Source organism: Anaerolineales bacterium (assembly GCA_030583885.1).
In the GTDB taxonomy this organism is placed as follows: domain Bacteria; phylum Chloroflexota; class Anaerolineae; order Anaerolineales; family Villigracilaceae; genus Villigracilis.
In genome coordinates, this window is sequence record CP129480.1 from 343,041 (window position 1) to 367,491 (window position 24,451).

Annotated in this window: 17 protein-coding genes; 2 read left to right on the plus strand and 15 right to left on the minus strand. The window is 55.2% G+C overall.

The genetic code is table 11. The features are described from left to right. Nucleotides 1-43: 43 nt before the first annotated feature. The 15 genes from QY332_01740 to QY332_01810 form a co-directional block, all read right to left on the minus strand. Nucleotides 44-724 (minus strand): NAD-binding protein, encoded by a 681-nt coding sequence (locus tag QY332_01740; GenBank protein ID WKZ36648.1) that lies wholly within the window; start codon nucleotides 722-724, stop codon nucleotides 44-46. A 1-nt stretch (nucleotide 725) separates the two neighbouring features. Then, nucleotides 726-1,391 carry a TrkA family potassium uptake protein gene (locus QY332_01745; GenBank protein WKZ36649.1) on the minus strand — a complete coding sequence of 222 codons (666 nt, stop codon included), beginning with the start codon at nucleotides 1,389-1,391 and terminating at the stop codon, nucleotides 726-728. Nucleotides 1,392-1,402: 11 nt separating this feature from the next. After that, nucleotides 1,403-3,373 carry an APC family permease gene (locus tag QY332_01750; protein ID WKZ36650.1) on the minus strand — a complete coding sequence of 657 codons (1,971 nt, stop codon included), beginning with the start codon at nucleotides 3,371-3,373 and terminating at the stop codon, nucleotides 1,403-1,405. Nucleotides 3,374-3,447: 74 nt separating this feature from the next. Beyond that, entirely contained in the window at nucleotides 3,448-6,759 is a 3,312-nt protein-coding gene (locus QY332_01755; protein WKZ36651.1) for an ATP-binding protein, read from the minus strand. 109 nt (nucleotides 6,760-6,868) lie between these two features. After that, nucleotides 6,869-7,588: a lysophospholipid acyltransferase family protein gene (locus QY332_01760; GenBank protein ID WKZ36652.1), complete on the minus strand. Its 720-nt coding sequence runs from the start codon at nucleotides 7,586-7,588 to the stop codon at nucleotides 6,869-6,871. Beyond that, a complete protein-coding gene (locus QY332_01765; protein ID WKZ36653.1) occupies nucleotides 7,560-8,279 on the minus strand; it encodes a lysophospholipid acyltransferase family protein in 720 nt (239 codons plus the stop codon). The genes QY332_01760 and QY332_01765 overlap by 29 nt, the downstream gene beginning before the upstream one ends. After that, a complete protein-coding gene (gene cmk, locus QY332_01770) occupies nucleotides 8,270-8,953 on the minus strand; it encodes a (d)CMP kinase (protein ID WKZ36654.1) in 684 nt (227 codons plus the stop codon). The genes QY332_01765 and cmk overlap by 10 nt, the downstream gene beginning before the upstream one ends. Nucleotides 8,954-8,957: 4 nt before the next feature. After that, nucleotides 8,958-10,637, minus strand: a complete 1,680-nt coding sequence (locus QY332_01775) for a hypothetical protein (protein ID WKZ36655.1) — start codon at nucleotides 10,635-10,637, stop codon at nucleotides 8,958-8,960. Nucleotides 10,638-10,658: 21 nt separating this feature from the next. After that, complete coding sequence (locus tag QY332_01780) at nucleotides 10,659-13,115, minus strand: DUF2298 domain-containing protein (protein WKZ36656.1); 2,457 nt, start codon at nucleotides 13,113-13,115, stop codon at nucleotides 10,659-10,661. Nucleotides 13,116-13,153: 38 nt separating this feature from the next. Beyond that, entirely contained in the window at nucleotides 13,154-13,759 is a 606-nt protein-coding gene (locus QY332_01785; GenBank protein WKZ36657.1) for an N-acetyltransferase, read from the minus strand. Between the two features lie 2 nt (nucleotides 13,760-13,761). Beyond that, nucleotides 13,762-14,115 (minus strand): DUF952 domain-containing protein, encoded by a 354-nt coding sequence (locus QY332_01790; protein WKZ36658.1) that lies wholly within the window; start codon nucleotides 14,113-14,115, stop codon nucleotides 13,762-13,764. After that, nucleotides 14,112-19,007 carry a DUF2298 domain-containing protein gene (locus QY332_01795; protein ID WKZ36659.1) on the minus strand — a complete coding sequence of 1,632 codons (4,896 nt, stop codon included), beginning with the start codon at nucleotides 19,005-19,007 and terminating at the stop codon, nucleotides 14,112-14,114. Before QY332_01795 ends, QY332_01790 begins: the two co-directional genes overlap by 4 nt. Before the next feature lie 39 nt (nucleotides 19,008-19,046). Further along, nucleotides 19,047-21,176: a glycosyltransferase family 39 protein gene (locus QY332_01800; GenBank protein WKZ36660.1), complete on the minus strand. Its 2,130-nt coding sequence runs from the start codon at nucleotides 21,174-21,176 to the stop codon at nucleotides 19,047-19,049. A 137-nt stretch (nucleotides 21,177-21,313) separates the two neighbouring features. After that, the gene (locus tag QY332_01805; GenBank protein ID WKZ36661.1) at nucleotides 21,314-22,105 is read right to left on the minus strand and encodes a methyltransferase domain-containing protein; all 792 of its coding nucleotides are present in this window, start codon (nucleotides 22,103-22,105) and stop codon (nucleotides 21,314-21,316) included. Further along, nucleotides 22,102-23,262 carry a glycosyltransferase family 4 protein gene (locus tag QY332_01810; protein WKZ36662.1) on the minus strand — a complete coding sequence of 387 codons (1,161 nt, stop codon included), beginning with the start codon at nucleotides 23,260-23,262 and terminating at the stop codon, nucleotides 22,102-22,104. The genes QY332_01805 and QY332_01810 overlap by 4 nt, the downstream gene beginning before the upstream one ends. 136 nt (nucleotides 23,263-23,398) lie before the next feature. Here QY332_01810 and QY332_01815 point away from each other — a divergent pair, with 136 nt between their 5' ends. Next, the gene (locus tag QY332_01815; GenBank protein WKZ36663.1) at nucleotides 23,399-23,809 is read left to right on the plus strand and encodes a hypothetical protein; all 411 of its coding nucleotides are present in this window, start codon (nucleotides 23,399-23,401) and stop codon (nucleotides 23,807-23,809) included. Nucleotides 23,810-24,040: 231 nt separating this feature from the next. Continuing rightward, on the plus strand, nucleotides 24,041-24,448 hold the full coding sequence (locus QY332_01820; protein WKZ36664.1) for a hypothetical protein: 408 nt from the start codon (nucleotides 24,041-24,043) through the stop codon (nucleotides 24,446-24,448). The last annotated feature ends 3 nt before the right edge of the window (nucleotides 24,449-24,451 follow it).

Here is a 24,451-nt window from a genome sequence, read left to right on the forward strand (position 1 = left end):
AAATTCGCCCGATGGCAAAACCCATCGGGCGAATTTATTTCCATTACAGTACAGACCGGTCTGGCGGCTCAAGCAGGATGGCGAGTTTTTTTGCGCCTTCATCGTCGGTGACGGCAAGCACTTCATCGCCTTCTTCAAATGCAATCGTGCCGCGCGGCAGGGTCACCTGTCCATTGCGGATGATGGCGGCGATCACGCACTGCTCGGGCAGGCCCAGGTCCTTGAGCGGCACGCCGATCGCCTGCGCGCCCTTTGGAACCTTCTCCTCGACCAGCGAGTAACGTCCACGGCGGAGTTTGAGCAGGGTCATCATGTCACCCAGCGACATTTCCTCCTGAATGAGATGCGCCATCACGTCGGCTTGATTGATGGTCTCGTCCACATGGAAGTTTTTATCGAACAGCCAGGCATTGCGCGGATTGTTGATGCGCGCCACGGTACGTTTGACCTTGAACATCGTCCGCGCAAGGTAGCACAATACGAGATTGGCGGCGTCATCATTGGTGCAAGCCACCAGTACGTTTGCTTTTTCCAAGCCGGCCTGTTTCAAGACGGCAGGGTCGGTTGCCTGCCCTTCGTAGATGACCTCGGTGGGAAGTTCGTGATGGAGACGGGTCAGCAGCTCGCGGCGATGCTCCACAAGGCGGATTTCATAGTTTTGAGCGATCAAATCCGCGGCAAGTTGGGCGCCTGTGCGCCCACCCCCGGCAATAAATACGAACATATTACGCCTCCCTGCCTTCCTGCAGCTTTGCGCGCAGGGCTTTTACGCCATCCAAGGTTGCACTGACGGTAAGCACATCACCGCTCGTGAGCGTGGAGTGCGGGGTCGGCAGTTGCGCCCGCCCCGCACGAGTTAGCGCGGCACAGACGATCTGGCCGCATCCATCCAATAGATCAGAGATGGTCATGCCATCCCATTTGGGGGAGATATACATTTCGTACATCTCCACTTCGCCGTTCCCGGCTGAGAATACCGCGCGGAAGGACGGGTCGATCAGCAATTCCTGCACGCGTTCCGCACCCCAGGCAGTGGAACTGACAAGCTGCAGGCCAAAGGCTTCGAGCATTTCGCGCATGGCAGGGTCATAATTGCGGACGATGACCTGCTTCACGTTGGGGTAATGCGCGCGGACGGTATGCCCGATGACGGCGTTCATCGTATCCGAGTTGGTGACGACGGCAACGCCGTCAGCCTTATCTGCACCGGCGCGGGATAATGTGTCAGCGGAAAGAGAGTCTCCCTCAACAGTGCGCCCTCGAAAGTCCGGGTGGAGGCGGTTGAATGCCTTTTGATCGCTGTCCACCACCACCACCTGGTATCCATTTTGGAAGAGGCGGTAGGCCAGATCCGCGCCAACCCTTCCGCAGCCTACAACAATAAAATTCATTCCATAGCTCCTTAATGCCCGCCGTTTTCATGGACGTGATAGGGCACATTTGTAATTACGATATCGTGCAAATGCTTCAACTGACTGCGTAATATTTCCGCCGTATTGGTGTGCAATACAGAGGTCATGCGGTTGTCTGAAATGAATTCAGGCACCACAATCGTGATGGTCTCGCCGGGCTGGCGCTGTGCTGCAATATCGGCAATGTAGCCAAGGATCGGTTCGATGAAAAGACGGTAGGGGGAATCCAGCATCACCAGGCGGATGCCCTCGCCCCAGGTCTCCCATTTTTTACGGACCTTTTCAGAATCTTCCGGTTCGATCGTAACGTGGACCGCGGTCACATCGTCCGAAAGCATGCGTGCATAGCGCAGGGCGGAAAGCGTCCCCTGATGCACCCCGCTGATCGGCATGATCACGCGGTGGCGCATGGCATGCGGCGGGATGACACCGATATTATCCAGCGAGAGTTTTTGGGCAAGTCTTTTGTAATGGCCGTGGATCAGCCATAATGCCCAAATCAGGACGGGGATCAGGATCAACACAACATACGCGCCGTCCTGAAATTTTGTGACCGCAAACACAATCATGACCAGAGCAGTGCTCAACGCACCGAATCCGTTGAAGACCATTTTTACCCGCCACATGCGGTCAAATTGAAGCCGTGTCACCCGCCTGGAAGTTTGATCTCCTTCATGATCCGGATGAATTTTTCCGCTTCGCCGCCAGCGCAGCGCCATGCCAAACTGCGCCAGGGTAAAAGACAGGAACACGCCAATGGCATACAGGGGAATGAGACGCGTTACACTGGCTTGAAAGATGATAATCAATAGGGAGGAGAGAAGTGCCAGGGCAACAATGCCGCGCGAGTACACCAAACGACTGCCTCGATACGTTAACTGGCGCGGCAGAAAACCGTCACCGGCCATCAATGCCCCCAACCGCGGGAACCCGGCAAAGGCGGTATTTGCAGCGAGAATCAAAATGATGGTTGTGCCGAGAATAACGGCAAGATACATGAATCCCTGACCGCCAAATATGGTGCGGGCCAGCTGGGAAATGACTGTCTCGATTTCCGATGGAACGGCGCCGACACGGCTGGCAAGGAAGGAAATGCCGAGGAACAGGCTCGCCAAGATGAAGCCCATCCATGACAAGGTGACGGCGGCATTCTTACTGCGCGGCTCCTTGAAGGCGGTGATGCCGTTGGAAATGGCTTCGATTCCCGTCAGGGCGGCGGTACCGCTGGAGAAGGCGTGCAGGATAAGCAAGGGCCCAAGCACGGATGTGATCCCATGCGCGTGGATCTCAGGCGGGTCCACCACCAAGCCCAGCGATCCACTAAAGTATTTGAACACACCAGCGCCGAGCGTAACGAACATGATGACAACAAACGACAAACTTGGCACGGCAATCGCGGCGCCGGATTCGCGTACGCCGCGCAGGTTAATAAACATGATGAAGAAAACGGCTGTCACCGCAAGAACGACACGGTATTCATGCAAGGCCGGGTAGGCAGAGACAATTTGTGCCACCCCGGAGGAAATCGACACCGAAACCGTCAGGATGTAATCGGTAAGCAGGGAGGATGCCGCAACAAGACCCGCCAATTCACCAAGGTTATCGCGCGCAACAACATAGGCGCCCCCGCCATCTGGGTAGGCATGAATGACCTGAATATATGAAATGGAAACGATGGCAAGCAGGATGACAATTGCCAGAGAAATTGGAAACACATATCCAAACGCGATCGTTCCCGCAGCAGCCAGCACGACCATCATCTCCTGCGTGGCGTACGCGTTCGACGAGAGCGCATCCGAGGCAAAGACTGCCAGCCCAACCATTTTTCCGATGGTTTCATGCGGGGCATCTGCTGTGGATAACGGGCGCCCGATCAGCCAGGATCGCCAGCCTCTGCGGGGTTTATATGCCGTTGTGCGTTCGATAATGGGAGTTTGTGAACTGTCTTTTTGGTTGATCATCGTTACCAGCCTGCCGGCAAAATCATACAGTCCCTGGAACAGGACAAGGGTGGATTATAGTACAAATCCGTTTTTCAGGCAGGCTTCGATTCTTTGGGTTGTGCGAGGGGGATCTGTAAATAAAACGTGCTGCCTTTGCCGGCCACGCTTTCCACCCATACGCGTCCGCCGTGATTGGCGGCGATCGAACTGACAATGGCAAGTCCCAGCCCCGAGCCGGGCTGGGCACGCGCCTCACGCTGTTTGCCGCGATAGAACTTCTCGAACAGATGCGGCAGGTCTTCCGCGGCAATGCCGATGCCGGAATCTTCAATGGCAAAGATCAAATCACCGGGCTGCGACAGCGTGTGGATGACCACGCGCCCATTCGCAGGTGTATATTTGACCGCGTTTTCCACGAGGTTGTACAGCGCCTGATGCAGGAGCGCCTGATCCGCTTCGATTGCGTGGGGCATATCCCTGGAAAGTTCAATGCTCAAGTTAATGTTCTTCTGGGAAGCCTGCAATTGCAATGCGCTGCTGACGCGTTCGATGATATCCAGCACATTGACCCGCTCCACCTGCAAGCCGACACCGATCTCGATGCGTCCCAGGTCGAGCAGATTGTTAACAAGGCGCGACATATTCTCCACGCCAGAAATGATCTTCCCCACATAACCGTTCTGCTGCTCATTCAGCTCGCCGACCATGTCCAGCATGCTGGCATACCCGCGCATCAGCGTGAGGGGGGAACGCAGGTCGTGGCTCACGGTGGAAACGAAATCCGATTTCATCGAATCCAATTCCTTGAAGCGGGTTACGTCACGCAGGATGCACACACGCCCGATCTGACGCCCCTCCAACATCACCGAGGAGGCGGTTGCGAGATACGTCTTTTTATCAGCAAGCACAACTTCAGCAGACCGATTCTCCATGGTTGTGCTTTGCAACAGGTGCAGAAGGGGTTTAAGTTTTACGACCTTTTCGGTCTCCATGCCGCTGCTGGTATCATCCGCAGCCTGCCCGAGCGCAGAAGCGGCAGCTCGATTGGCAAGCAGTAATCGGTTGCGATGATCCGTCACGAGCACGGGGTCCGGCGTGGAGTTGAGCACTGCTTCCAGTTGTCTGCGCGAGGCCTCCACATTCAAATACAGATGCGCATTCGCAACCGCCAGCGCGGCCTGACCAGCCAGCGTGGTCACAAAGCGAATATCTGCACCCGAGAATATGCGCGGCTGTTCATAGCCCGCCCACACCACGCCATAGTAGCGGTTCTCATCACGCAGGGCGACAGCCAGCACTGCCAGCGGCTGGGGCAGGGACGGGTCCAGGTCCAGTTCGCGCGAGCGGCTGAGATTCGGAATAACGATCTTTTCCTGGCTTTGTGCCAGCGCGAGGATCTGGTCATCAAGATGGGCATGGATATCCTGCGTTGAGTCCAATGAAAAACGGGAGGGCAGCTCAACAAAGGCATCCGGAAGGATGTTTGGGGAGAGCACCACGCGGACGGAGTTTGCGCCTGTGGAAAGGATCGCCTCCAGCACCGGTTTGACCGCATCCTGCATCTCCAGGCTGGATGCCACGCCCTGACTCACCAGCAACAGACGGTTGATCTCTTCGAGGCGCGCCTGCAAACTGGAACGCATCTGTTCGAACGCCCGCCGCAACTGCCCGACCTCATCCACGCCGTCCACCTCAAGCAGATTATCCAGATTGCCCTGGGCAATACGGTTGGCTTCCACAGCAAGGCTGCGCAGGGAACCGGTCACCACGCGCAGACCAAGCCTTAAGGAGACCATCGCAACCAATGCAAGGAAGATGATCATCAACGAAAGCGGCATGGCAATATTCAAGGCGATCTGCTGCGCCTGCCGGGCGGGGACGGTTAACACAATCGCCCACGGGCGCCCGGTCACAGGCTGGTAATACACCATCTGGCGCGTGCCGTCCGCGGCGGTGTCGTCGTAAAACAAGGCTTCATTGCCGCGTTGACCAGTGTAGACGGTCAGTACCTGCGACGGATCCGAATGATGGAGAATGCGGTGATTTTCATTCAACAACATTCCCGTACCGCTGAGGCTGCGCATCTTATCGAGACTCTCGATCAGCGGCAGGCTGAGGGGATTGGTCTTCAATGTGGTGCGTCCGATCAGAATGCGTTGCACCTGCCCGGACGAATCCACAATGGCGGCCAGAAAGGTGACGCGTGAAACATCACCAATTGCCGGGGGCGGGATGGAATAGACCTGCGTCCGCACGCCATTGGAAGCCAGTACCATCCCGGATTCCTCCTCCGGGAATAATTGGAAGTTTGCAGCTGTATGCTTGGGATAACCTGCCAGCAAAGCCCTGTTGTTTGCATCCAGCACAACGAATTGGTCGAAATAGGGAACAGCCTGCATCCGCGCGCCAAGGATCGTATCCAAGTCATCGCCGGTCGATTCGAGCAGGCGCGGGTCGGAAGCCAGCTGCGCCGCCAGGTTCTGTCCTGTCTCAAGAAAAAACGGCACTCCCTGCGCAGTGGACCGCGCTGCACTTGAGAGGCGGTCTTCCAGCATATTGCGGGCGGCACGTCCGGCCACCACCCAATCCCCGATCAACAACGTTAAAAACAAAAGCGAAATGAACGCACCGACTGCAAGGATAAAGCGCGATTCAAGGCTTTTCTCGCCCGGCGAAGGTTGCAGGGGCTGTTCTGCACCCGACATGGCAGGGAATGCCATGGAAACAACCTGCATGACAACTCCCGCAACCAGCATCTCGCCGCCAAACGCCAGCGTAACCGGGCCGGCATTGCTCAGGGCAAAATCCAACCGCACGGTGGCCGGCCCGGATATGTCTGCGCCCCATTGGGTGAACAACGCGCTCACGATGTAGAACAATGTGTGGAAGGGGATCAACAACAGTGCGCCCACCAGCGGCTGGCGTATCAATCGGTATGCTGGTGTACGGTATCGCTGGCGCGTATTTGTGGAGAACCATGCGCCCAGCAAGGCAAACTCAAGGATGGGAAAGACCGAATACAGGTCCCATGCCCCGCGCAAAAGACCTGCAAATGCGCCCAGCAAAGCCGCGCCGATGGGTCCAAGCAAGCTGCCTCCCAGGAGCCAGGGGATGGCGGAAAAAACCATCAGCGCAGAACCCGGCGCATCGGCCGGGAGACCCGGCAGAGGGCGGACGGAAGCGGATGTCAGTCTTAATCCAATGAATAAAGCCGTACCTGGAATCAGGATAAAAAAAAGGATGAAAATTCCCCACTCGCGCCCCTTCCATGCCGGCTGATAAACCCGCCAGCGGGACAAGGCATACACCAGAAATCCCAGCAGGGTTACCCACACAAACCAGCCTGCAAGAGTAGGCGGGGCAGGAAACGAAATGCCTGCAAGGAGTGTCGGAATAAAATACATTTCGCTGAATTATACCCAGCGCTGTCACAAATTGCGTTTTTTAGAGGCGGGGAAGCGCAATTTGTGACAACGGCATTATATAGCCCCAAAGTTTGACACGCGATGAGTATCAGGAATATTCCCCGCGATATTTCTGCGGAAGCAGGTCTGCCAGCGCAGCCATGATCCGACGCGTGCCCTGCATCACCGCCTCCTGCCGCACCGCAACCTGCTCATCCAACCGGAACATTTTCCCGACTTTGACATGCACCCGTGCGCGGCGAAATCGTTTGAGCTGACCATAGACAATTTCGTTCTCCGTACCGGTGACGGAGATCGGCAAAATCGGTGCGCGCGATTTATACGCGAGGAAGGCCGCGCCGCCGCTGCCCACCTCCAGCGCGCCGGTGACGGAATATCTGCCTTCCGGCGCAATGACGATCACGCGTCCCTCTGCAAAGCCGTCCAAAGCGGCGCGCAAGGCACGTATATCAGGACGTCCACGATGCAGCCAGATAATGCCATACCAGTCCATTAATTTCCCAAGAATGGGCAGGTCATGTAATTCGATCTTGCCGAGCGCATCGGGGGGGAAGGGCAGGGCGGCAATGATCGCAGGTGTATCAGCATCGCCAATATGATTGATAACGACGAGCAAAGGCCCCTTTTGCGGGAAATTCTCAATCCCATCCACGGTTACATCCAGGCAAATCCTTGAAACAAGCTTCAATACCGCATGAGAGAAGGCGCGAAACATGCGGCGCGCGCGGGTAATTTTCGGCAGGCGCACCAGTTCAGGCCTCCATATGTCGCTGACAGGTTTAGGCGGGGGGGATGGCTTGTCCGGCATAGACACCGTGATATTCCTCAGGTAAAAGCCCCGCAATATGACGCATGACCAGATCCGCGTTGCGCTGGCGCGCCTCCCTGCGCTCCGCGCCCTTTTGGGTCACAGGCGGTAAGTGAATGGGTTTGCCGATACGCATTTCAAGTTGCGGTCTTTCGCCACGTTTTCCCGGCAAACCACGCCAGTGCAATTTCGCACGCTGCCAGAAATCATCGGTGGTGCCAAACAAACCGACGGGCAGAACGGGTACCTGCGCGTGTTCGATGATGTACCCTATGCCCGCTTTGGCACGGCGCATGGCCGGCTGATGCGAACGTCCGCCTTCGGGCGCAATAGCCAGTGGACGCCCCGCTTCCAGGATCGCCAAAATCTTTTCAAGCAAGGCGCGGTCATAATCGCCGCGATGGACGGGGATGACACCGTACATCGAAAGCAGTGGACCCTGTCCCCTTTTCTCGAACACATCCGCTGCGCCGATCACTTCGGGCTGTTCGGGCCAGAAGGAAATCACCAGCGGCGGGTCGAAGATCGAAATATGGTTCATCGCGATCACGTACGGCCTGCCAAACGGGACATGTTCCCCGCCAAAAATCGTGATGCGTCCCAACATATGGAACAAGGCGCGAAATGCCGGACGTAGAAATATTCGGTTGAATCGAATGTGCAAAGGAATGCGATATTCTTTTATTTGCATAATTCCAGCATGCGCGCAAAGACCTGGTCTGCATCCAATTCGTCGGAATGGATGATGACCGCATCTTCGGCGGGACGCAGCGGCGCGACCGCACGTGTCGAGTCGATATGGTCACGCTCGATCACTTTTTTCCGGATTTCGTCGTAGTCGGCTTTATCACCGCGCGCAATGATCTCCTCGTAGCGGCGTCTGGCGCGTTCCTCCGCGCTCGCATCCAGATAGACCTTCAGGTCTGCTTCCGGCAAAACAACAGTGCCGATATCGCGGCCGACCATCACCACCCGTCCACGCAGGCCGATGCGCCGCTGTTGTTCGGACAGCGCCTGACGAACCCCCGCATAGGCGGAGACAACGGAGACATTCGCGTCCACTTCGCTGTCGCGCATGTCCCAGGTGACGTCCTTTTCACCGATGACCACGTCACAGGCGCGGCCGTCATTTTTCGAGGGCGGGCGAATATCCAGGTTTGCCTTCTGCGCCAGTTCGGTGATGAGCGCTTCGTCGCGCAGGTTCATGTCACGTTGTAATGCGATCCATGTAATGGCACGGTACATGACGCCCGTATCAAAAAAAAGATAGCCGAGCGAATCGGCTAGTCTTCTTCCGAGGGTGGATTTTCCCGATGCGGCCGGACCGTCCAGGGCGATGATGGAAGGAGGGGATGTTTTTGTCATGGATTTATCTGTCGAGAAAAAGATCGTCACGCACCCAGAGGATGATCGTCTCGCCGGCTTGCGGCATTTGACGCAAGACAACCCAGCGTCTCCAGTCATTCGGGAGGGCCGGGCTCCAAAGCGGGTTTTCGCGCCAGCCGAAATCCTGGCCACGATAGGCGGCTTCAAGGACAGAGTCCATTTGAAACGGGGTGATGACAAGATGCGGCGAACTGGAGATGTTCAAAGATCCAACGACGCTCACATCGTGCCCGCGTAATGCCCATTCGAGGGCCGGGGAATCCAACCCAACGATCACGACAGATGCGGCAGTCTTGTGCCCCAACCCATATCCGGAAATATCCCAAACTGTTTTTTGCAGGAGTTCCGCCTGCGCAGGAATGGAGGGAGAGCGCCACAATTCCGGGTTTGCCGATCCACGCAAGCCTGCGGCGCCAAGCGTCCCGCCGAAACCGAGCAGCCCCAGCACAAGCGCCATGCCCCACACGCCGCCGATCCGCGCGGTGCGGACGGACCAGCCCGCCGCAACCAGCAGGATGCTCAATAGAAGCATTACCAGCGCGCCGATCAAAAGCCAGAGCCGCACAAGATACTGCTGTGAATCTGATGGGAGCCAGACCATACCGGCAAAATCCAGCCAGGCAAACGTCCATATGAACGCAGTGAGCAGGGCAACGCCGATCACTTCGCTGCGCTCTTCGGGGAAGATGGTGAAGCTCCGTGCAAATTCCAACGCGGCAAGGGCGCAAAGCGGGATGAGCGTCCATGCCAGGTCACTCACGTGACGCGAAGGCAGGAAGACCGCCAGCAACAGGGAAACCAGCAGCCAGATACTTAATGGAATGATTCTGGGACTCCCCCTGACCAGGCCGCGCAGGATGGCGATCAACGCGAGCAGGAGGGCAAGCGGTTGATAGACCAGAAGCGAGAGGAACAGCCTGCCTGCGGACACATCCGAGGGAATAAGCCAGGCATTGATAAATGCAGAGATGGAGGCAAGCACAGCGCTCAATCCATTGGGAACGATGAAGAAGAGTGTGCCGGCGGTGACGAAGGTTATGGTAAAGGCGGGAAGCGCCGCCTTTACATCGAAGTTTGAATGTTCAACTTTCGTTTGTGCTGGGCGGCGTGAATTCAATCCCTGCAAGATCGCCCAGGTGATGCCAAGCCCAAGCAGGCCAGGCCAGATGGACGGTCCGCTGAGCAGGGCGATGGCGGCGAAGAAGCCCGCATGCTGCATTTTGTTTTTGCTGATACATGCCCAGGCGGCGAACAGAAAGGCAATCGCAAGGATCGGGCTGGCGGCCTGTCTTGATAACGCCGTCAGGCCGGGGTCCAGGGCAATGAAGAAGGCGAGCAGCAGACCCGGGCGGGGTTTGAGGCGGTCCTCAAAGAGGCGCGGCACAAAAACCAGCAGGCTTCCGATGAGGGCGGGGATGAGTCGGGCGAGGAAATTCGTCCCGCCGCCGTAGAGGAAGAAAAGGATCGAGGTGGATACAATATAAAGGGGATGGGGGGCAAGCGCAGGCCTGGAGCCTTGCGCAATCTGAAGGGCTTGCAGTGCGGGCGCAGCTTCGGCGTCGTTAAGCGGTATGGCACCGAGCTGGATCAGGCGCAAGCCAAGGGCGAGGAGGAATGCCAGCCCATACAGCCAGCCTTCGTATTTGAAATGTCGGTAGGTCATGGGCGCAATTGTATCAAAGAGTTACGGCACTTCGTAAATGACCGTGCCGCCCTGCTGAAAAACAGGCTTGAGATGGATCTGGAACTTCTCTTCATTGACCGGCATGGATACGCGCTCGAGGATGCCGATGTAAATATAGCGGATATTGTATTGCTCGATGATGGCTTGCGCTTCCTCCCAGCGGGCGGTGCTGTATAGTTTCATGATGTCTTCGCGACGGGAGCCTTGCGGCAGAAACGTCCCGCGCCATTGGGCTTCGTGACCGGGCCATCCGAGGACGGTCTGCAAGCCGGTGTGGGTGGAGATGCGGGCATAGTTGCTGTAGCCATCTCCAACCGCCTCCGCGACGACCCCGTGGCGGACACCGCGCAGAAAGTCTATAGCGGCCGCCTCATCCGGGTTCTCGCGCAGAATGCGGTCGAAGTCGTCGAGGGTGAATCCGTACATGGGCTTGAAGTTGTTCGTCTTCGTCAGCAAGCCAAGGGTTGGATATAACAAACCTGAAAAAATAACGACGCCCATCAACACGCGGAAGATGATATTCGTTTTTCCCTGCAAATTCCGAAAAAGGACGGCAGCGCCAAATGCCGCGGCCAGGCTCCATACTATCCAAGCCTGATAATAGAACTTGAAAACCGTGTTGATGCGGTAGCCGAACTGGTCTTTCAGATAAACGAATTCAGGGGCGAGGACCAGGATGGCACCGAGGGAGAGCAGCAGGAGAGAGAAGTGGACGGTGGACGGTGGACGGTGGACGGCGGGTTCGTCATCCGTACTTCGTGATTCGTGGTTCGTGATTCTGGGGAAGAGGAAGGAAAGCCCAGGGATCAGGATCGCCAGCAGGGTAATAAGACTGCCAATGTGATTCAAGCGTCGCAGGGAGGTGGCGGCGAGGTATTGGGAGGCGGTCATGCCCTGGGAGGCCAGGAAGTATCCCACAAAGTCCCTATCCGCAAAGGAAGCGATCCAGCCGGTCAAAAAAGTGAAGGCAAAGAGGAGCAGGGTCAAGCCAAGTCCGATGGAAAATCCGAGCTTCCAATTTGCTTGAATCTTTTTACCAAGCCATTGGTAAAGCAGGTATGAAAAAATGGGGATGAGCAACGTCCCCCACATGACCCAGAAATGGACACCACGCGTGATGTACATGAAGTTCGGCAGCACGCCGCCCGCCTGTGAGGAAAAACCAAGATAGAACGGAAAATACAAAAGAATGGAAAGCAGGCCAAGCGGCAGGCCCAGCAGGAACAGATCCTCAAGGCGGGGCCAATTCCAGCCGTCTTCCCTCGCACGCCAAAAGACATAGGATGAAACGATCAACGCCGCCGCAACAAGAATATCCCAGGTGTTGAGGAAGGCAAGCCCGCCGAGAACGAGAGCAGAAAATAAAAAGCCCTGGGGGGTGATGTGCAATCGGGCACCCAACAGATTGATCCCTCCGCGCCAGCCGCCGAGGAAGAGATTCAATGCCACGGAAATCGCAAGCAGGCCGAAGGGAATCGCCAGCACATGTGGATGCAGGTCACCGAGCAGGAAGGAGAAGAAGGGAAACTCGTCGATCACTTCGCGATGGCCGCCAAGCATGTCGTAATCCTGAATGACACGCGAGGCGCGCCACCACCACAGATAACGGTCTGGGATCCAGGCAAGCGGTTCCAGCGGCGGCTGGGAGAGTTCCTTCATGTCCAGCCATGTCCAAAACGTGCTGGTAAATTCACCGCTGCCCGCATCTTTCGTCCAAAACAACCCGCGGCGATGCAGGATCTCAAGCACTGCCTCGAAGTTGGAAACCAGCAGGAGGAAAAGAGGGGCAAGGCAGGAAAGGCCGATGACAGATGACCGCGGACCGTCTTCAGCCTGCGGTCTGCGGTCCAGGAGATTATAGAGAATTCCAAACGACCCAACCGCCCCAAGCGCAAAGATAAGCGCGGTCATCAGGTTGTGCGCCATGCTCCCGTTAATGCCGGAGAGCCGCGTCAGCATGGCGGTCATCACATAGCCGAAGTAATAATAGGAAATGGCATAACCGGAAAGCCATGGGTCCTGCGGAGGGAACGCCGGTGAACGCAAAATGCCGTTGATGAAGGCAAGTTCCATCGGGCGTTCGGTGCCGGTCAGATCCGGGTTGGCGGAGCGGACAAAGGCAAGAAAGGCAAAGGCAAGGAAGAACAGGATTTCCGTGGCAATGATGAGGGACTTGTTGGATTTTATGAAATCGACAACGGGTGATCGAGCGTGGGCGATGGACCAGACGCTCAAGCCGGCCAGAATGACAAGGGCAAATATGATTCCGCCTGTGTCATTTTGGGTAACGCCGAGGGATGCCAGCAGCCAGAAGGTATATCCCCAGATCAATAAACCGGCCGCACGCGCGAGCGTATAGCCGCGATCTATCAAAGCAGGGAACAGGGTGTATGCCAGCGGGAAAGTCAGCCAGCCGAGCAGGGTCAGGAGGATGTACCAGATGAAGAAGGCGGTCATTATTGTCCAGTTATCCGTGATCAGTGGTCAAAAGGGGTTCAGGATAGTTTTTTGACCATGCGGTGATATTCAAGGGTTTTGTTTTTATCCTGCACCGTCTCAACGACCTCATAACCATGCCGTTGGTAGAAACGAAAGGCATCCTGATTATACAAGCCTACGATCAGCGAACACTTCGCCAGTTTTTGATCACGGGTCAATTCTTCAGCAAACTTCAATAACGCAGAGCCAATGCCCTGCCCCTGCGAAGCGGGATCGACACCCAGATTGCTTATATAGTATTCATCCTTCACGGCCTCTCGCCCGCCGGGCAGGCTGATCCCACGCATCATAAAGCGCAAGGCTGGCCCAACGCCCATGACGGAAAACAAATGCGGACAAGTGGCAGCATTCAAATAGTCAACGCTTCCGCCTTTATATGAAAGCAGGGCTCCCTTCGAAATCCCGCCGGCTTCCGCAACGAATGAGAAGCGCAAACCAAACCGGCCGGCATTCCTGCGCACAAGGTTTTCAATTTGTCTTTTTATGGACCAATCATCCATGCCAAAGAGATGATCTGCCAGACTGCCCATCGAAAGCTTTATCATCTCTGCGATGAACGGGGCATCCTTTTGGCGCGCGGGATGGATACTGAGCTCAGTCAAATTCATAAAGGCGGGAGGATGAAATTTCCAGCAGGGTCAGGCTCAAGGTCCAGCACAGAGACGACTGCCGTTAAGTTGATGGGACCATAAATATGCGGGAACGAATCAGATTCAGAAATGCCGGCAGCGGGAGGTCCCGCGGGCGCCTCCCATTTAAGCCCGGGCTTGAGTTTTGTCTCGTCGAGCACGAGCAGCACAAGGTCATTTTTCCCGCGCTGAAAAGCGTTGGCGACATGCAGGACCTGCCTTTCGGTGGAGCAATGAATGAAGCCCTCGCTCTCCAGACTTGGCGCCGTGTATTCGCCGCGTGCCTGCGCATCATCCCATTCCGCGCGGGAGGTGATATGTAGAATCATGGCAGGACCTCATAGATAACCGTATTCCCGTTAAGATACACCTCATTCCATAGGACACCGTTCAACCGATCGAATTTCAACAGCCCATTCGCGGCGTTCGGGTCAGGCGGCGTGTATTTTGCATGTTCCAGGAGTCCAACGACAATATACCGCACGCCATATTTGCGGAGAAAGTCCCGTGCCGCATCCTTTTCCGTTGTCATGTAAAAGGCATCCACTTCCGCGCCGCGTTGTTGGACAGCTTCGTTTGATAAAAAGGCGCGCTGCTGCTGCTGGTGCCATTGCCACCCAACCACATTGGGCAGGCCGGTGTAGGTGGAAAAGCGCGAATGCCATCTGTATTGCACGCCTGCCGGCGCAGCTTCGAGAAGCACAGGAGAACCTTGGATGTTTTTCTGCATCCAGAGGATCGCGTGGTAATCCTCCGCCAGGGAAAAGTCGTGCCCATAATCCGCATACGAGGAGTATTTCATGAAATCCATGCTGTCGAGCGTGCGCGGTGCGGATGGTGTCATGCGGTCACTGATCTTGTCGGTGGTGGCGGTCAGGGTGAACATGAATGCACCCGCAAACAGCATGTAAACGCCCGCCTGATAGACCGTGCGCCAGCGCAGCCGCCAGAATGGGACCGCATCCACCAACCAGCCGAAGGAAGCGGCGGCGCTGACCGCCAGCAGCATCCACGCCTGCAGATACAGCTTGAAGACCGTGTTCATGCGGCCGATGTCGCCGACCAGCACAACCAGCTCCACAGCGATGGTCAGCGCAAGCGCCGTGCCGATCATCAACAGCACGCCGCGTTTGACATCGGGCATGCCTGTGCGCAGGATGAGTATCCCGGCCCAGGCGGCAAGCGGCAACGCCAGCCAGCCAATGCGGACCCCGTCCACTGCGAGGAAGACGAGCAGGGCAATGAACACAGCCAGCGCAATTTCGATCCACAGGACGTAATCACGAAGTTTGCCCAAACGTGAAAGCGGAGTGGACGCCATCCACTTGCGGGTTTCCCACGCCAGCCAGGCTACGATGATGAAAAGGAATAATCCCCATTGCGTGATGTAGGACGAGATCGGCGTATGTGAGCCCTGCCATGGATTGACCTCGCCGTACCCCTGTCCGTACCAATATGAAAACGGTAAATACAGCAGAGTGCCGAGACCATACAGCACTGCAACCATGCCAAGCGCAACGACGGCGCGTCCCAACCAGGCGGGCAGATTAAGGTAATCCCTCCATTCAAAATTAAGATACAACGTGTATGCCAGCGCTATCGCGGCGAGAGGGAAGTAGGTGTACAAGTCCCATGTGTTCGTCGGTTTCAATGCGCCGGTCATCAATGCCCCAATGCCAAGGACGGCGATCCACTCGCCGCGAGTCAAGTGCGCACGGGATTTGATAAATGACACCGCCCAGGCAATGATGAACAAGGTAATGGGCATCACCAGCATGTGCGCGTGCATGTCACTGTACAGGAAGGTAAACAACGGGAATTCCGTGATCGGTTCCACGTCATTCGGTGCCGGGATCACCCGGCTGGGGAACCAATACCAGTCACCGCGCCCGATGGGCAGGAAGGAATCGCCGCCAAACGACATGAACAGCCCCTGCACCGCCCAGATCCACTTCTGCACGAAGGTCGCATCCGCGGGCACAACACCGCCCGGCGCGGCAACCCGCTGGAAACCGTTAAAGACAAGTCGAATCGTCCCAAGATTGCCCAGCAAAACGGTCATGAAGGAGGCGGCCAGACCGGCGATCAGGGGCGATTGATCCGCATCCTTCCTTTCCATCAAATTCCAGCCAATCGCAAACGCACCGATCGCGACCAGCGCAAACCACGTCGGTAAAATAAAGTTGTATGCAATCGAGGGCACAATGCCAAGCAGTTTCACCGGCGTGCCTGCCAGCACAAAGCCATAATAGTAATAATTGATGTATCCGCCTGCAAACCAGGGGTCATACGGCGGGAAACTCTCGCTCTTCAAGACCGCATTGAAATACGAAAAATCCATCGGCCTTTCCCCGCCCTTGGCGGGATGCCACATATCCGAGTTGCCAAGGCGGATGAGCAGGTCGATCAGGAAGAAGACAAAAAAGAGGATCTCAACGGTGACGAAGAATCTGCGATTCGCATTCCAATCATCCCGGTACTTATCTCTGCGCTTCAACCACAACCCGACGCCTGCCACCGCCACCAGGGCAAACACCACACTGATGGACGTCCGTGTGTACGGCACGCCGACAGAACCGCCCATCCATGCAATCCAGGCAAGCAGGACCAGCCCGACAACCCTGCCCAATGGATAGGCATATTGTCCAAAGCCCGGCAACGCCAACCGCGCGATCGGATAGGCGAAGAGTCCCAGCACGAAAATAAATGAATACCAGAGCAGCACGCCGAGAATGGGATATTGGTTTTGAATCCAGTCGTAATCAAACAGATCAGACCATGTGCCGCCCGCGCGCTGTTGAGCCAGACGGGTATCCGGCAGCATCAACGTCTTGTAATCGGCGAACTCCGTCGGCTTAAGTTGGACAGCCTTGCTTAAATCCACCCTGCCGAGTATCTCATGGACTTGTGACGGGTCGAACTCCGCGGTTTTCTGGAAAATCATTACCTTGGGATGGTCGTAGAAGGTAAACCCTTCCTCCGCGGCCTGATCGTTGATGACCAATGGACCCAGCGTCGGATAAGACTCAAAGACCTCCACCAATTCAAAGCCCAGGCTGCCCGTATATTGTCCGGGCTTCGCCACGCGGTAACATTCAATGATGTTCTCATTCTCCGGACAGCCGAGCAATTCGCGGTAATACTGTGTGGTCAGCGGATAGCGTTCGGGCAGGCGGGTGATCTGGGCGTATTGATGGTTGGTGGGGATGATGATGTAGTCCGCCTGCGAGAGCGTCTCGACAAAGCGGTTGAGTTTATTTTCGTCGTCCGTCCAATAGACCTGCAAAATCAGGTCGCCGCGATAGATGCCGCCAAAGGCATCGTATCCATCGATGCGGAAGGGCAGGCCCCAATCGTAATCGGTCTCATTGGCAAGGTAGGAGCCGCTCAGGGAAAGCGCAGTCCCCAGCGTTTCCATCTTCAAGACATACGATTGGTTTTCAGTGATAGGCACTACGCGGTCAAATGTCAACGTGACGGACGGTCCGCGCGGATCCTCCGTCTGTGTGAAATCCACCACCCTGGAGGCGCGCGCAAGCACAACGTCCGGCTGCGAGGCGGAAGAGAGAGTCAGAACAATCGTCGAGGGGGATGTAACAGAGTCCATCGCATGACCGAGAAAAATTTCGGAAATCTGTCCATCACGGTTCGGAGAAAACGACAGGTTGAAGGGTGCACCGGCTTGAATCAGCACATCGGCATGGACAGGCAACGGCTGGTTGTATATGCCGTCGCTCTCCGTTTCGATGCGCAGGTTGACGGGACCCGGCGCATTCTGGAAGAGCCAGCGCGAAGCGGCAATGCGGGGCTCATCACGCAGATAAATGCTATGGAAGGCAAACGCCCAGACGGCGGTGAGGGATAGGACGATTATTCCAAGAAGGCCCGCAAAAACAGCCGGCAGGTTAAACCGTTTGAATGTTAAGGTTTTCCATCCCGCCAGTTCGAAGATAAACCAGGCTGCCATCATGCACAGGAGGGGATAAATCGGCAATTGATAACGCATGGTGGGGTTGAATTGAAGCGATTGCCAGAGGAAATAAAAGGCGGTCCAGCCCCACAACAACAAATGGCGGTATTCACCTTTGAGAATTCGCCAGCCCATGAGCAGGAACCCCGCCCAGGCAAGCATGCCAAGCGGAAGCCCAAGTCCCCAGAGGGTGAGGTTTTCAAATGAATACAAATGCGAACGGCGCGCCCATTGCAAATTCCACGGCAGGTCGGCTTCGCCCGTGGCCTGCACCCGTTGTTCGGCAATGTTATTCACCCATTGCGGGTTCAAGCCAATGCCGTCGAACGCATACGGCTGGAAGATGCGGAAGGAGAGGATGGTCGCAAGTCCGCCGGCGATGAGGAAGGCAACGATCAGCGTCCAGGAATCGGCGGAGGGTGTTTTTTTACGGTCGTACATGAGATGGCGAACGGCAAATACAAACGGCAAAGCAAATGCCAGCGCGGCCGCGTTGATCTTGGATGCCATGGCCATGCCCAATGCGAGGCCAAAGCCGATGCTGAAATAGAAAATCGGGTTTTTGAGTAGTTGAGTGACGAGCAGCGATCGGCGCGGTGTCTGCTGTGTTTCCCCTCCCGCTTCCTGTTGAGCGACCGCAGCCTCACCGCGGTTGTCCTTGTATCCCGCGATCTTTACCGCAAACGCCAGCGTCAAAAACATGAACAGATTGACAAAAAGGTCCGACGTGAAAAAATGCGATTGCTGGATCTGCATCACAGCCAGCGAGGAGAACGCGGCGGCAAACAGACCGACCTTCCGTCCATACAAGCTTGAAACGATCAAATAAAGCAGGAAAATCGTCAGCAGATCCGCCAGCGCAGACACCTGCCGTGCAAAGAACTTGGATTTCCCAATGTCATCGTTGCCGCTTAAGTCCATGGCATAACGCGTCAGCGTCATGGGCAGGTTGCCGTAGACAAAGAACCCATACCCGCGGTTATACGGGTTGAGGGGGGATGTCCCCGCATCCAGATATTCACGAAAGGTCAACCAGCGCTTTTGTTCGGGAGGGCAGGCGTCCACAGGGATGAGCGAATCTTCGCAACTCTGCGTACGCAGGTTATCCAGCACTCCCATCAGAAAGAGCTCGTCCGGATGCTGATGGTATCCTTCGCCCCAGTTCACACCGGTTAACCGCAACGTGCCTGCCAAAAGCAGGACGAGGATAAAAAGAAAATCGTATACCCATGCGTGTTTTTTGCTTCTCATAATGGTTACTGCCTCATGCCCCGCGGATGAATGAGGCGATCAATCTTCCACTAAAAAGATATAAAAGTCCTTGCCTGGAACGGCTGAAGTATATCGGCTCAGTTTGCCATTTGGATAGAGTTCCCTAAGAATCTTCTCAGTTTCCGGGTCATTGCTCCAAAAGAGGAACATTTTGGGAGCCGGCATACTTATGCTCTCTGCAAGGCGATCCTGCCACATGGCAAAGTCACGGTTGGGAATGCCCGCCCAGACACCCGGCAGACGCGTATCCACCCAGTGAGGGAAGGGTATGATCCTGACCGTATCGGTCTGCCCGTATTTTTCTCTAAACTCGGTGATCACCCTGCCCAATTCAGACGTATTCCAAACGGCAGACCTGAAGGCCGGTCCAAATGTGTTAAAGACGATGCCATAATTTTGATGAGCGGAAACTGCGAACAGGGCCCCCGTCAACCCATAGGCGATGAACTGCCGCCTCTTTTCCGCGCCAAAACTTGATATAAACCCATCCAGAGCCAGCGCGCTGACAAGGATGGCCACCACCCCCGCGCCGCCCGTTCGATTCAAGGAGGGGTTTTCACCGGGAAAAGCCAGCGAAAACACCGACGGCAGGATCAATATTGGAATGGAGACCAACAGGAGCAGGTCGCGCCAATCCCGCTGCCGCACATAACGCACGAGCAATAATAGGACGCCTAGCACAAATAATGCAGCTGTCACCACGTCCAATGCCGGGCGGCTTGGCACCGAATGCACCCATATCTTGCCGTTATCCCAATTAAATAACAACAAACCTTTATACATGTTGGAAAGGAAGATCTGCCAGGCCGGCCCGGGCAGGGGCGCTTCCAGACTGCTCAGGCGGGTCAGGGCGCGGTATCCAACCAGGTCCGGGCGCTCCATCCAGTACCGCATAAGCGGTAAAAAGACAAAGATGGAAACGACAACAACAATGGCAAGCCACCAGAGCGCCTGCTGACGATTCTCCCTCGACTTGACGTGTAGAAAATAAATGAGAAATGCCGCAACCACAAACAGCGGCACAATGCGGAACGGGCTGTACCCATGCAGACCAATTCCCAGGAAAATGCCGCAGAGGATGAAATCGTTTCGGTTGCGGGAACGCAGCCCGCGGGTCAGGTAAAGAAGCGTGGGGGCGAGGAAGAGCGCGTAGAGCGGAAAACGAAGTCCAATGCGCGAGATGACGTTGGGCCAATAGGCGATCCCGAAAAGAAAGAGGGCGAAGAGGGCAACCCGCTCATTTCCATATTCCCTGCCAAGCAAATAAACAAAGGGCAGGGTTAATATGCCAAGTAAAACCGTGCCAAGTTTGAGACTGAGGAAGGAAAACCCCGTGTTGAATATTTTCGACACCAGCAGGGTCCAATAAAACTGAAAGGCTTCGCGTCCCGTGTTCTCTTGAAAAAAGATGAAGGTGTTCCCTTCGGTGATTCCATATACATCCAGCAACTTTTCAGCATGATCACTGAACGGCTCAGCCGGCACAAACTGGAGTTGATGCAGGCGAAAAAAAAGGGTCACGCCAAACACGGCAAGCACGATCCCGTTCCAGAGCATTTTTTTACGGCGTGTTTCCGCATCCACAACACCACTCTTTGGGGTTTTGAGCCACAAACTATAAGCAAGCAAACCGATGGATAAAATCCATAGCAGGGTGTTGGTCAGCGTGAACAACCCGCCGCCGAAATCCACAAAGGCGATCAGTGCCAAAATAACCGCAACGATCAGGGGGAGCAGACGGGTGGTGAGAGGATCGGGAATGTATTTTACGGCAGGCAGGGCCGGCAAATGCCATTCATTCTTGAACGTTCCCCAGACTGCCAGTCCAACCGCAAAAAGGTACAACGCCAGCGCGAATATACCCTGACGATTTGGAGGCTCCACAAGCGCCTGCGCACCCAGCGCAAGGAACAAGGCCAGAAGGGAACGCCAGGGGAAGGAGGTCGCACGCGCAGGCTCGAGCGGCGGTTCTTCAAGCGGCTGGGCTGCCTCCTGCGCAAGCGTTTGGCTGATCTCTTCACGCCTTCTCGCATCCCACAGTGAACGGATAAAGTTGAAGAAGGAACGCCAGTCCTTTGTAACGGATTTATAGAAGTCCAGAACTGTGGGTTCCTTTTCTGCTGGTGGCTGAAGGTTGTCGTTTGTCATTCGGCTCAACTCGAGGTTTAATGAATTACGGAGTACGGGATGATCGATCCGTGATGTATGGGATGGGTTTCATAAAGGGAGGTGGGGGAAGGGCAGGCAATTCAACAAAGTATAAGATCGGTTTCGCCAAAATCCATCTATTTTTTAACGGCAACATAAAACGTGTACGTACCATCTTCCGCTGCCGCAGTGGAAGCATATTTTCTGACATACCGCTCCGTCAGCCAGAGATTCCATTTCGTGGGGGAGAGTATCCATTTGCCCGTCAGCACCCTGGATATCAGTGACGGCAGGCCAAAATAATGGCCCCATTCTAACACGCGCGTGGATGCGGGTGGAAAGTAATGCCACCAGCGCTCAAGCTTGAAGCCTGCGCGCCCAAGGCGCTGTTCCCATACATGCGGTTCGTCCGCGTGATGGACGCGGGATATTTTGCGGAACCAGTTTTCATAGGGTTTGCCGAAAACCCTTGTTAATGAAAGTGCATGGAAATGTTTTGGGTTTGGCACGCAGAAATAAAACGGGGCGTTCGGCTTCAGAATACGGGCGGTCTCCTTCAAGACATCAGCGATATGCGGGATGTGCTCCAACACCGAATTGCTTAGCCCGCTGGAAAAATAATCGGATGGGAACGGCGCGCTAGCTCCATCCGCCTCCACCAGGGATCTGTACGCGCCGTATCGTTTTGCCTCATGAATGGGTTTGTGCCAGGGGTCGAGCCCCACATCCAGTTTGTTTGCGAACGTGAGCGAAGCGAAGTGACCGTCACCGCAACCCAGGTCATACACCGGGGAGGGCAGCGGCAAATCCTGGTAATAGGAAGCCTCCACCGCGCGCAACAAACCGCGAAAATAGGGCAGTGAACTGATCTGGGGAAAGAGAAAATCCTTCGCTTTCCGATTTTGGATTAACAATGGACGATTGTTCACTGCTTCCTCTTAAGTTTCGCAAATAATTTTTCATATTCCTGCGCAATGGAATCGGGGTCATAGGATTTTTTGATGGCGTCCATATCACCGCGATACTTTTCCGCTTCATCCAATACGCCCAAAATTGATTCCGCCAGAGAGGCGGGATCTCCAATCTGAGAGACTCTGCCCATGCCATGCATGGTTACCGGCTGACGCACGCCCGGCAAAGCGGACGGCACGCACGGCACGCCGTTCATCATCGCTTCAATTTGCACAAGCCCAAAGGCTTCGGTGGAATTGAGCGATGGAACCGTCAACACGTCCAGGTTGGGATAAAATGCCGCCATTTGCACGGGATCGAGGTTGCCAAGAAATTTCCAGTTGCCGCTGATCTCATATGTGCGGATGCGCGGCATGAGTCTATCTGAATACATCTGCTCACCCATTACGTTTTCATAGGTCCCTGCAAAAAGGACCTGCGCCTTGGGGTATTTTTTCAGAATTATGGGCAAGGCATCCAGCAGGACTTCGACGCCCTTCTCCGATGCAAAACGCGCCGCCATGCCGATGACGGGATTCCGCTCCCTGGTGAGGTTTGTCTCTGAGAAGGCAGAAACCGCTTGCGGCGTGGGGTCAGGCAGTCCAACGGGAGGTAGGATCGGGGTCAGTTTTGAGGCGAAGCGCGAGAGAAAGGGCGAGTGATCCGCATAGTCCTGGGTGTAGGTCACGATGTGGTTCGCGAGAAATCCCGCCATATTGTTCTGAAAATCCACCACACGGTTGACGATGCGGTTGAAAAATGTGCGGGGAAGCTGCACATCACAGTGATAGGTGAGGATGGCGGGCCTGCCAAGGAGACGCGCACGAAATGCGACGCCGGGCGCATCGAACTGCGGGAGATGCAATTGCACAACATCATGCTGCCAGACCAGTTTGGTAGCGACAAGCCCAAACGTTGGCGCAAGCACGCCCTTGCTGATCCGCGCCGCAACAGGCACGCGGATGACTCTGACGCCATCCAGCATTTCATCATTGGGAAGGGATGGATCGTATTGCGTGGTCATCACCGTGACATGGTGCCCGCGTTTGACAAAAGCGCGTGCAAGCCGCTCGGCATAGATGGTGAGTCCGCTGGTGTGCGGACGATAATAGGTGAGAACTGTCAGGATTTTCATAAGGCGGGGAGTATTATAACGCAGGTATTTGTATAGACGTTTCGGAATTTGGGCGAATAATTGGAAACCTTCCCTTCATTTCAGGGGTTGTTAAGTATGTAGTTCCAAACCAGTTATTTAAAAGGAGAAAAGTAAAATGGCTACAAAGAAAGCACAACCCAAAGCCCAGCCCAAGTCGCAGCCAAAGGAACAGCCCAAAGCAGCAGCGACGGACAACACCGCAATGTGGAAGTGGCTCTATGTTGGAGGCGTGGTAGTTGCAGGTCTGGTGTCCGCCTTGAATTTCACCGGCGCGGAACCGTATCTTGGCTGGATATTACTCCTGCTTGGCGTTTTACTCGGCATATTTTATTTTGACTCCGCCGACCTGATGAACTTCGGCTTGCGCTATTTGATCATTAGCGCGGTAGCCGGCGCCTTAAACGCCGTCCCGGCCGTTGGATCTTTTATTACGGGTTTCATTGGCGGCTTCGTTGGCTTCCTCGGTCCCATCGTTCTCACCATGGCAATCATGTTCTTCTGGAAGAAGTATTTCGGAAGCATGTAACCAGTTCAAACATAAAGGAGCCGTCATTTTCATGACGGCTCCTTTATGTTTGAACTGGTTTGTGTGGACATCCGGACATTGTTTTTTATGCCCGTCTGCACCATCCTCATGCATCCGGATTATCCAATCAGGTTCAGGCTGCCGCATCCAAAGCGGTCAACTTAATGAAACTTTGTGGTTTAATTGGGCGGATTCTCCTGCATAAAAAATAAATTCTCAAAAGGAAAAAACATGGCACAGAAAAAGAAAGTTCAACCCGAGGAAAAAAAGGAAGTGCTTGCGGCAGACAACTGGAATTTCCTTCTTAAATGGCTCTTCATTCTTGGCGGCGTAGCCACAGGCACAGCCAATGTCCTTGCAAACAACCCGGATGTTTCAATGCCGAATTATCTGATATGGATATTTGTCGTCATTGGCATCATCGTCGGCCTTTTCTATTTCAACTCGGACGATCTGATCAACATCGGCCTGCGATTCATGATCTTCGCCGCCGCCGCCCGCTCCCTGCCCACCACTACAGAGTTCGTTCTCGTCTTACAGGTCACATCCTTCCTGCTGGGCTTTTCCTTCTACCTTGGGCCGATCGTGCTGACCCTGGCAATTGCATACTTTGTAAAGAAATACATCCTGAGTCATTAATCC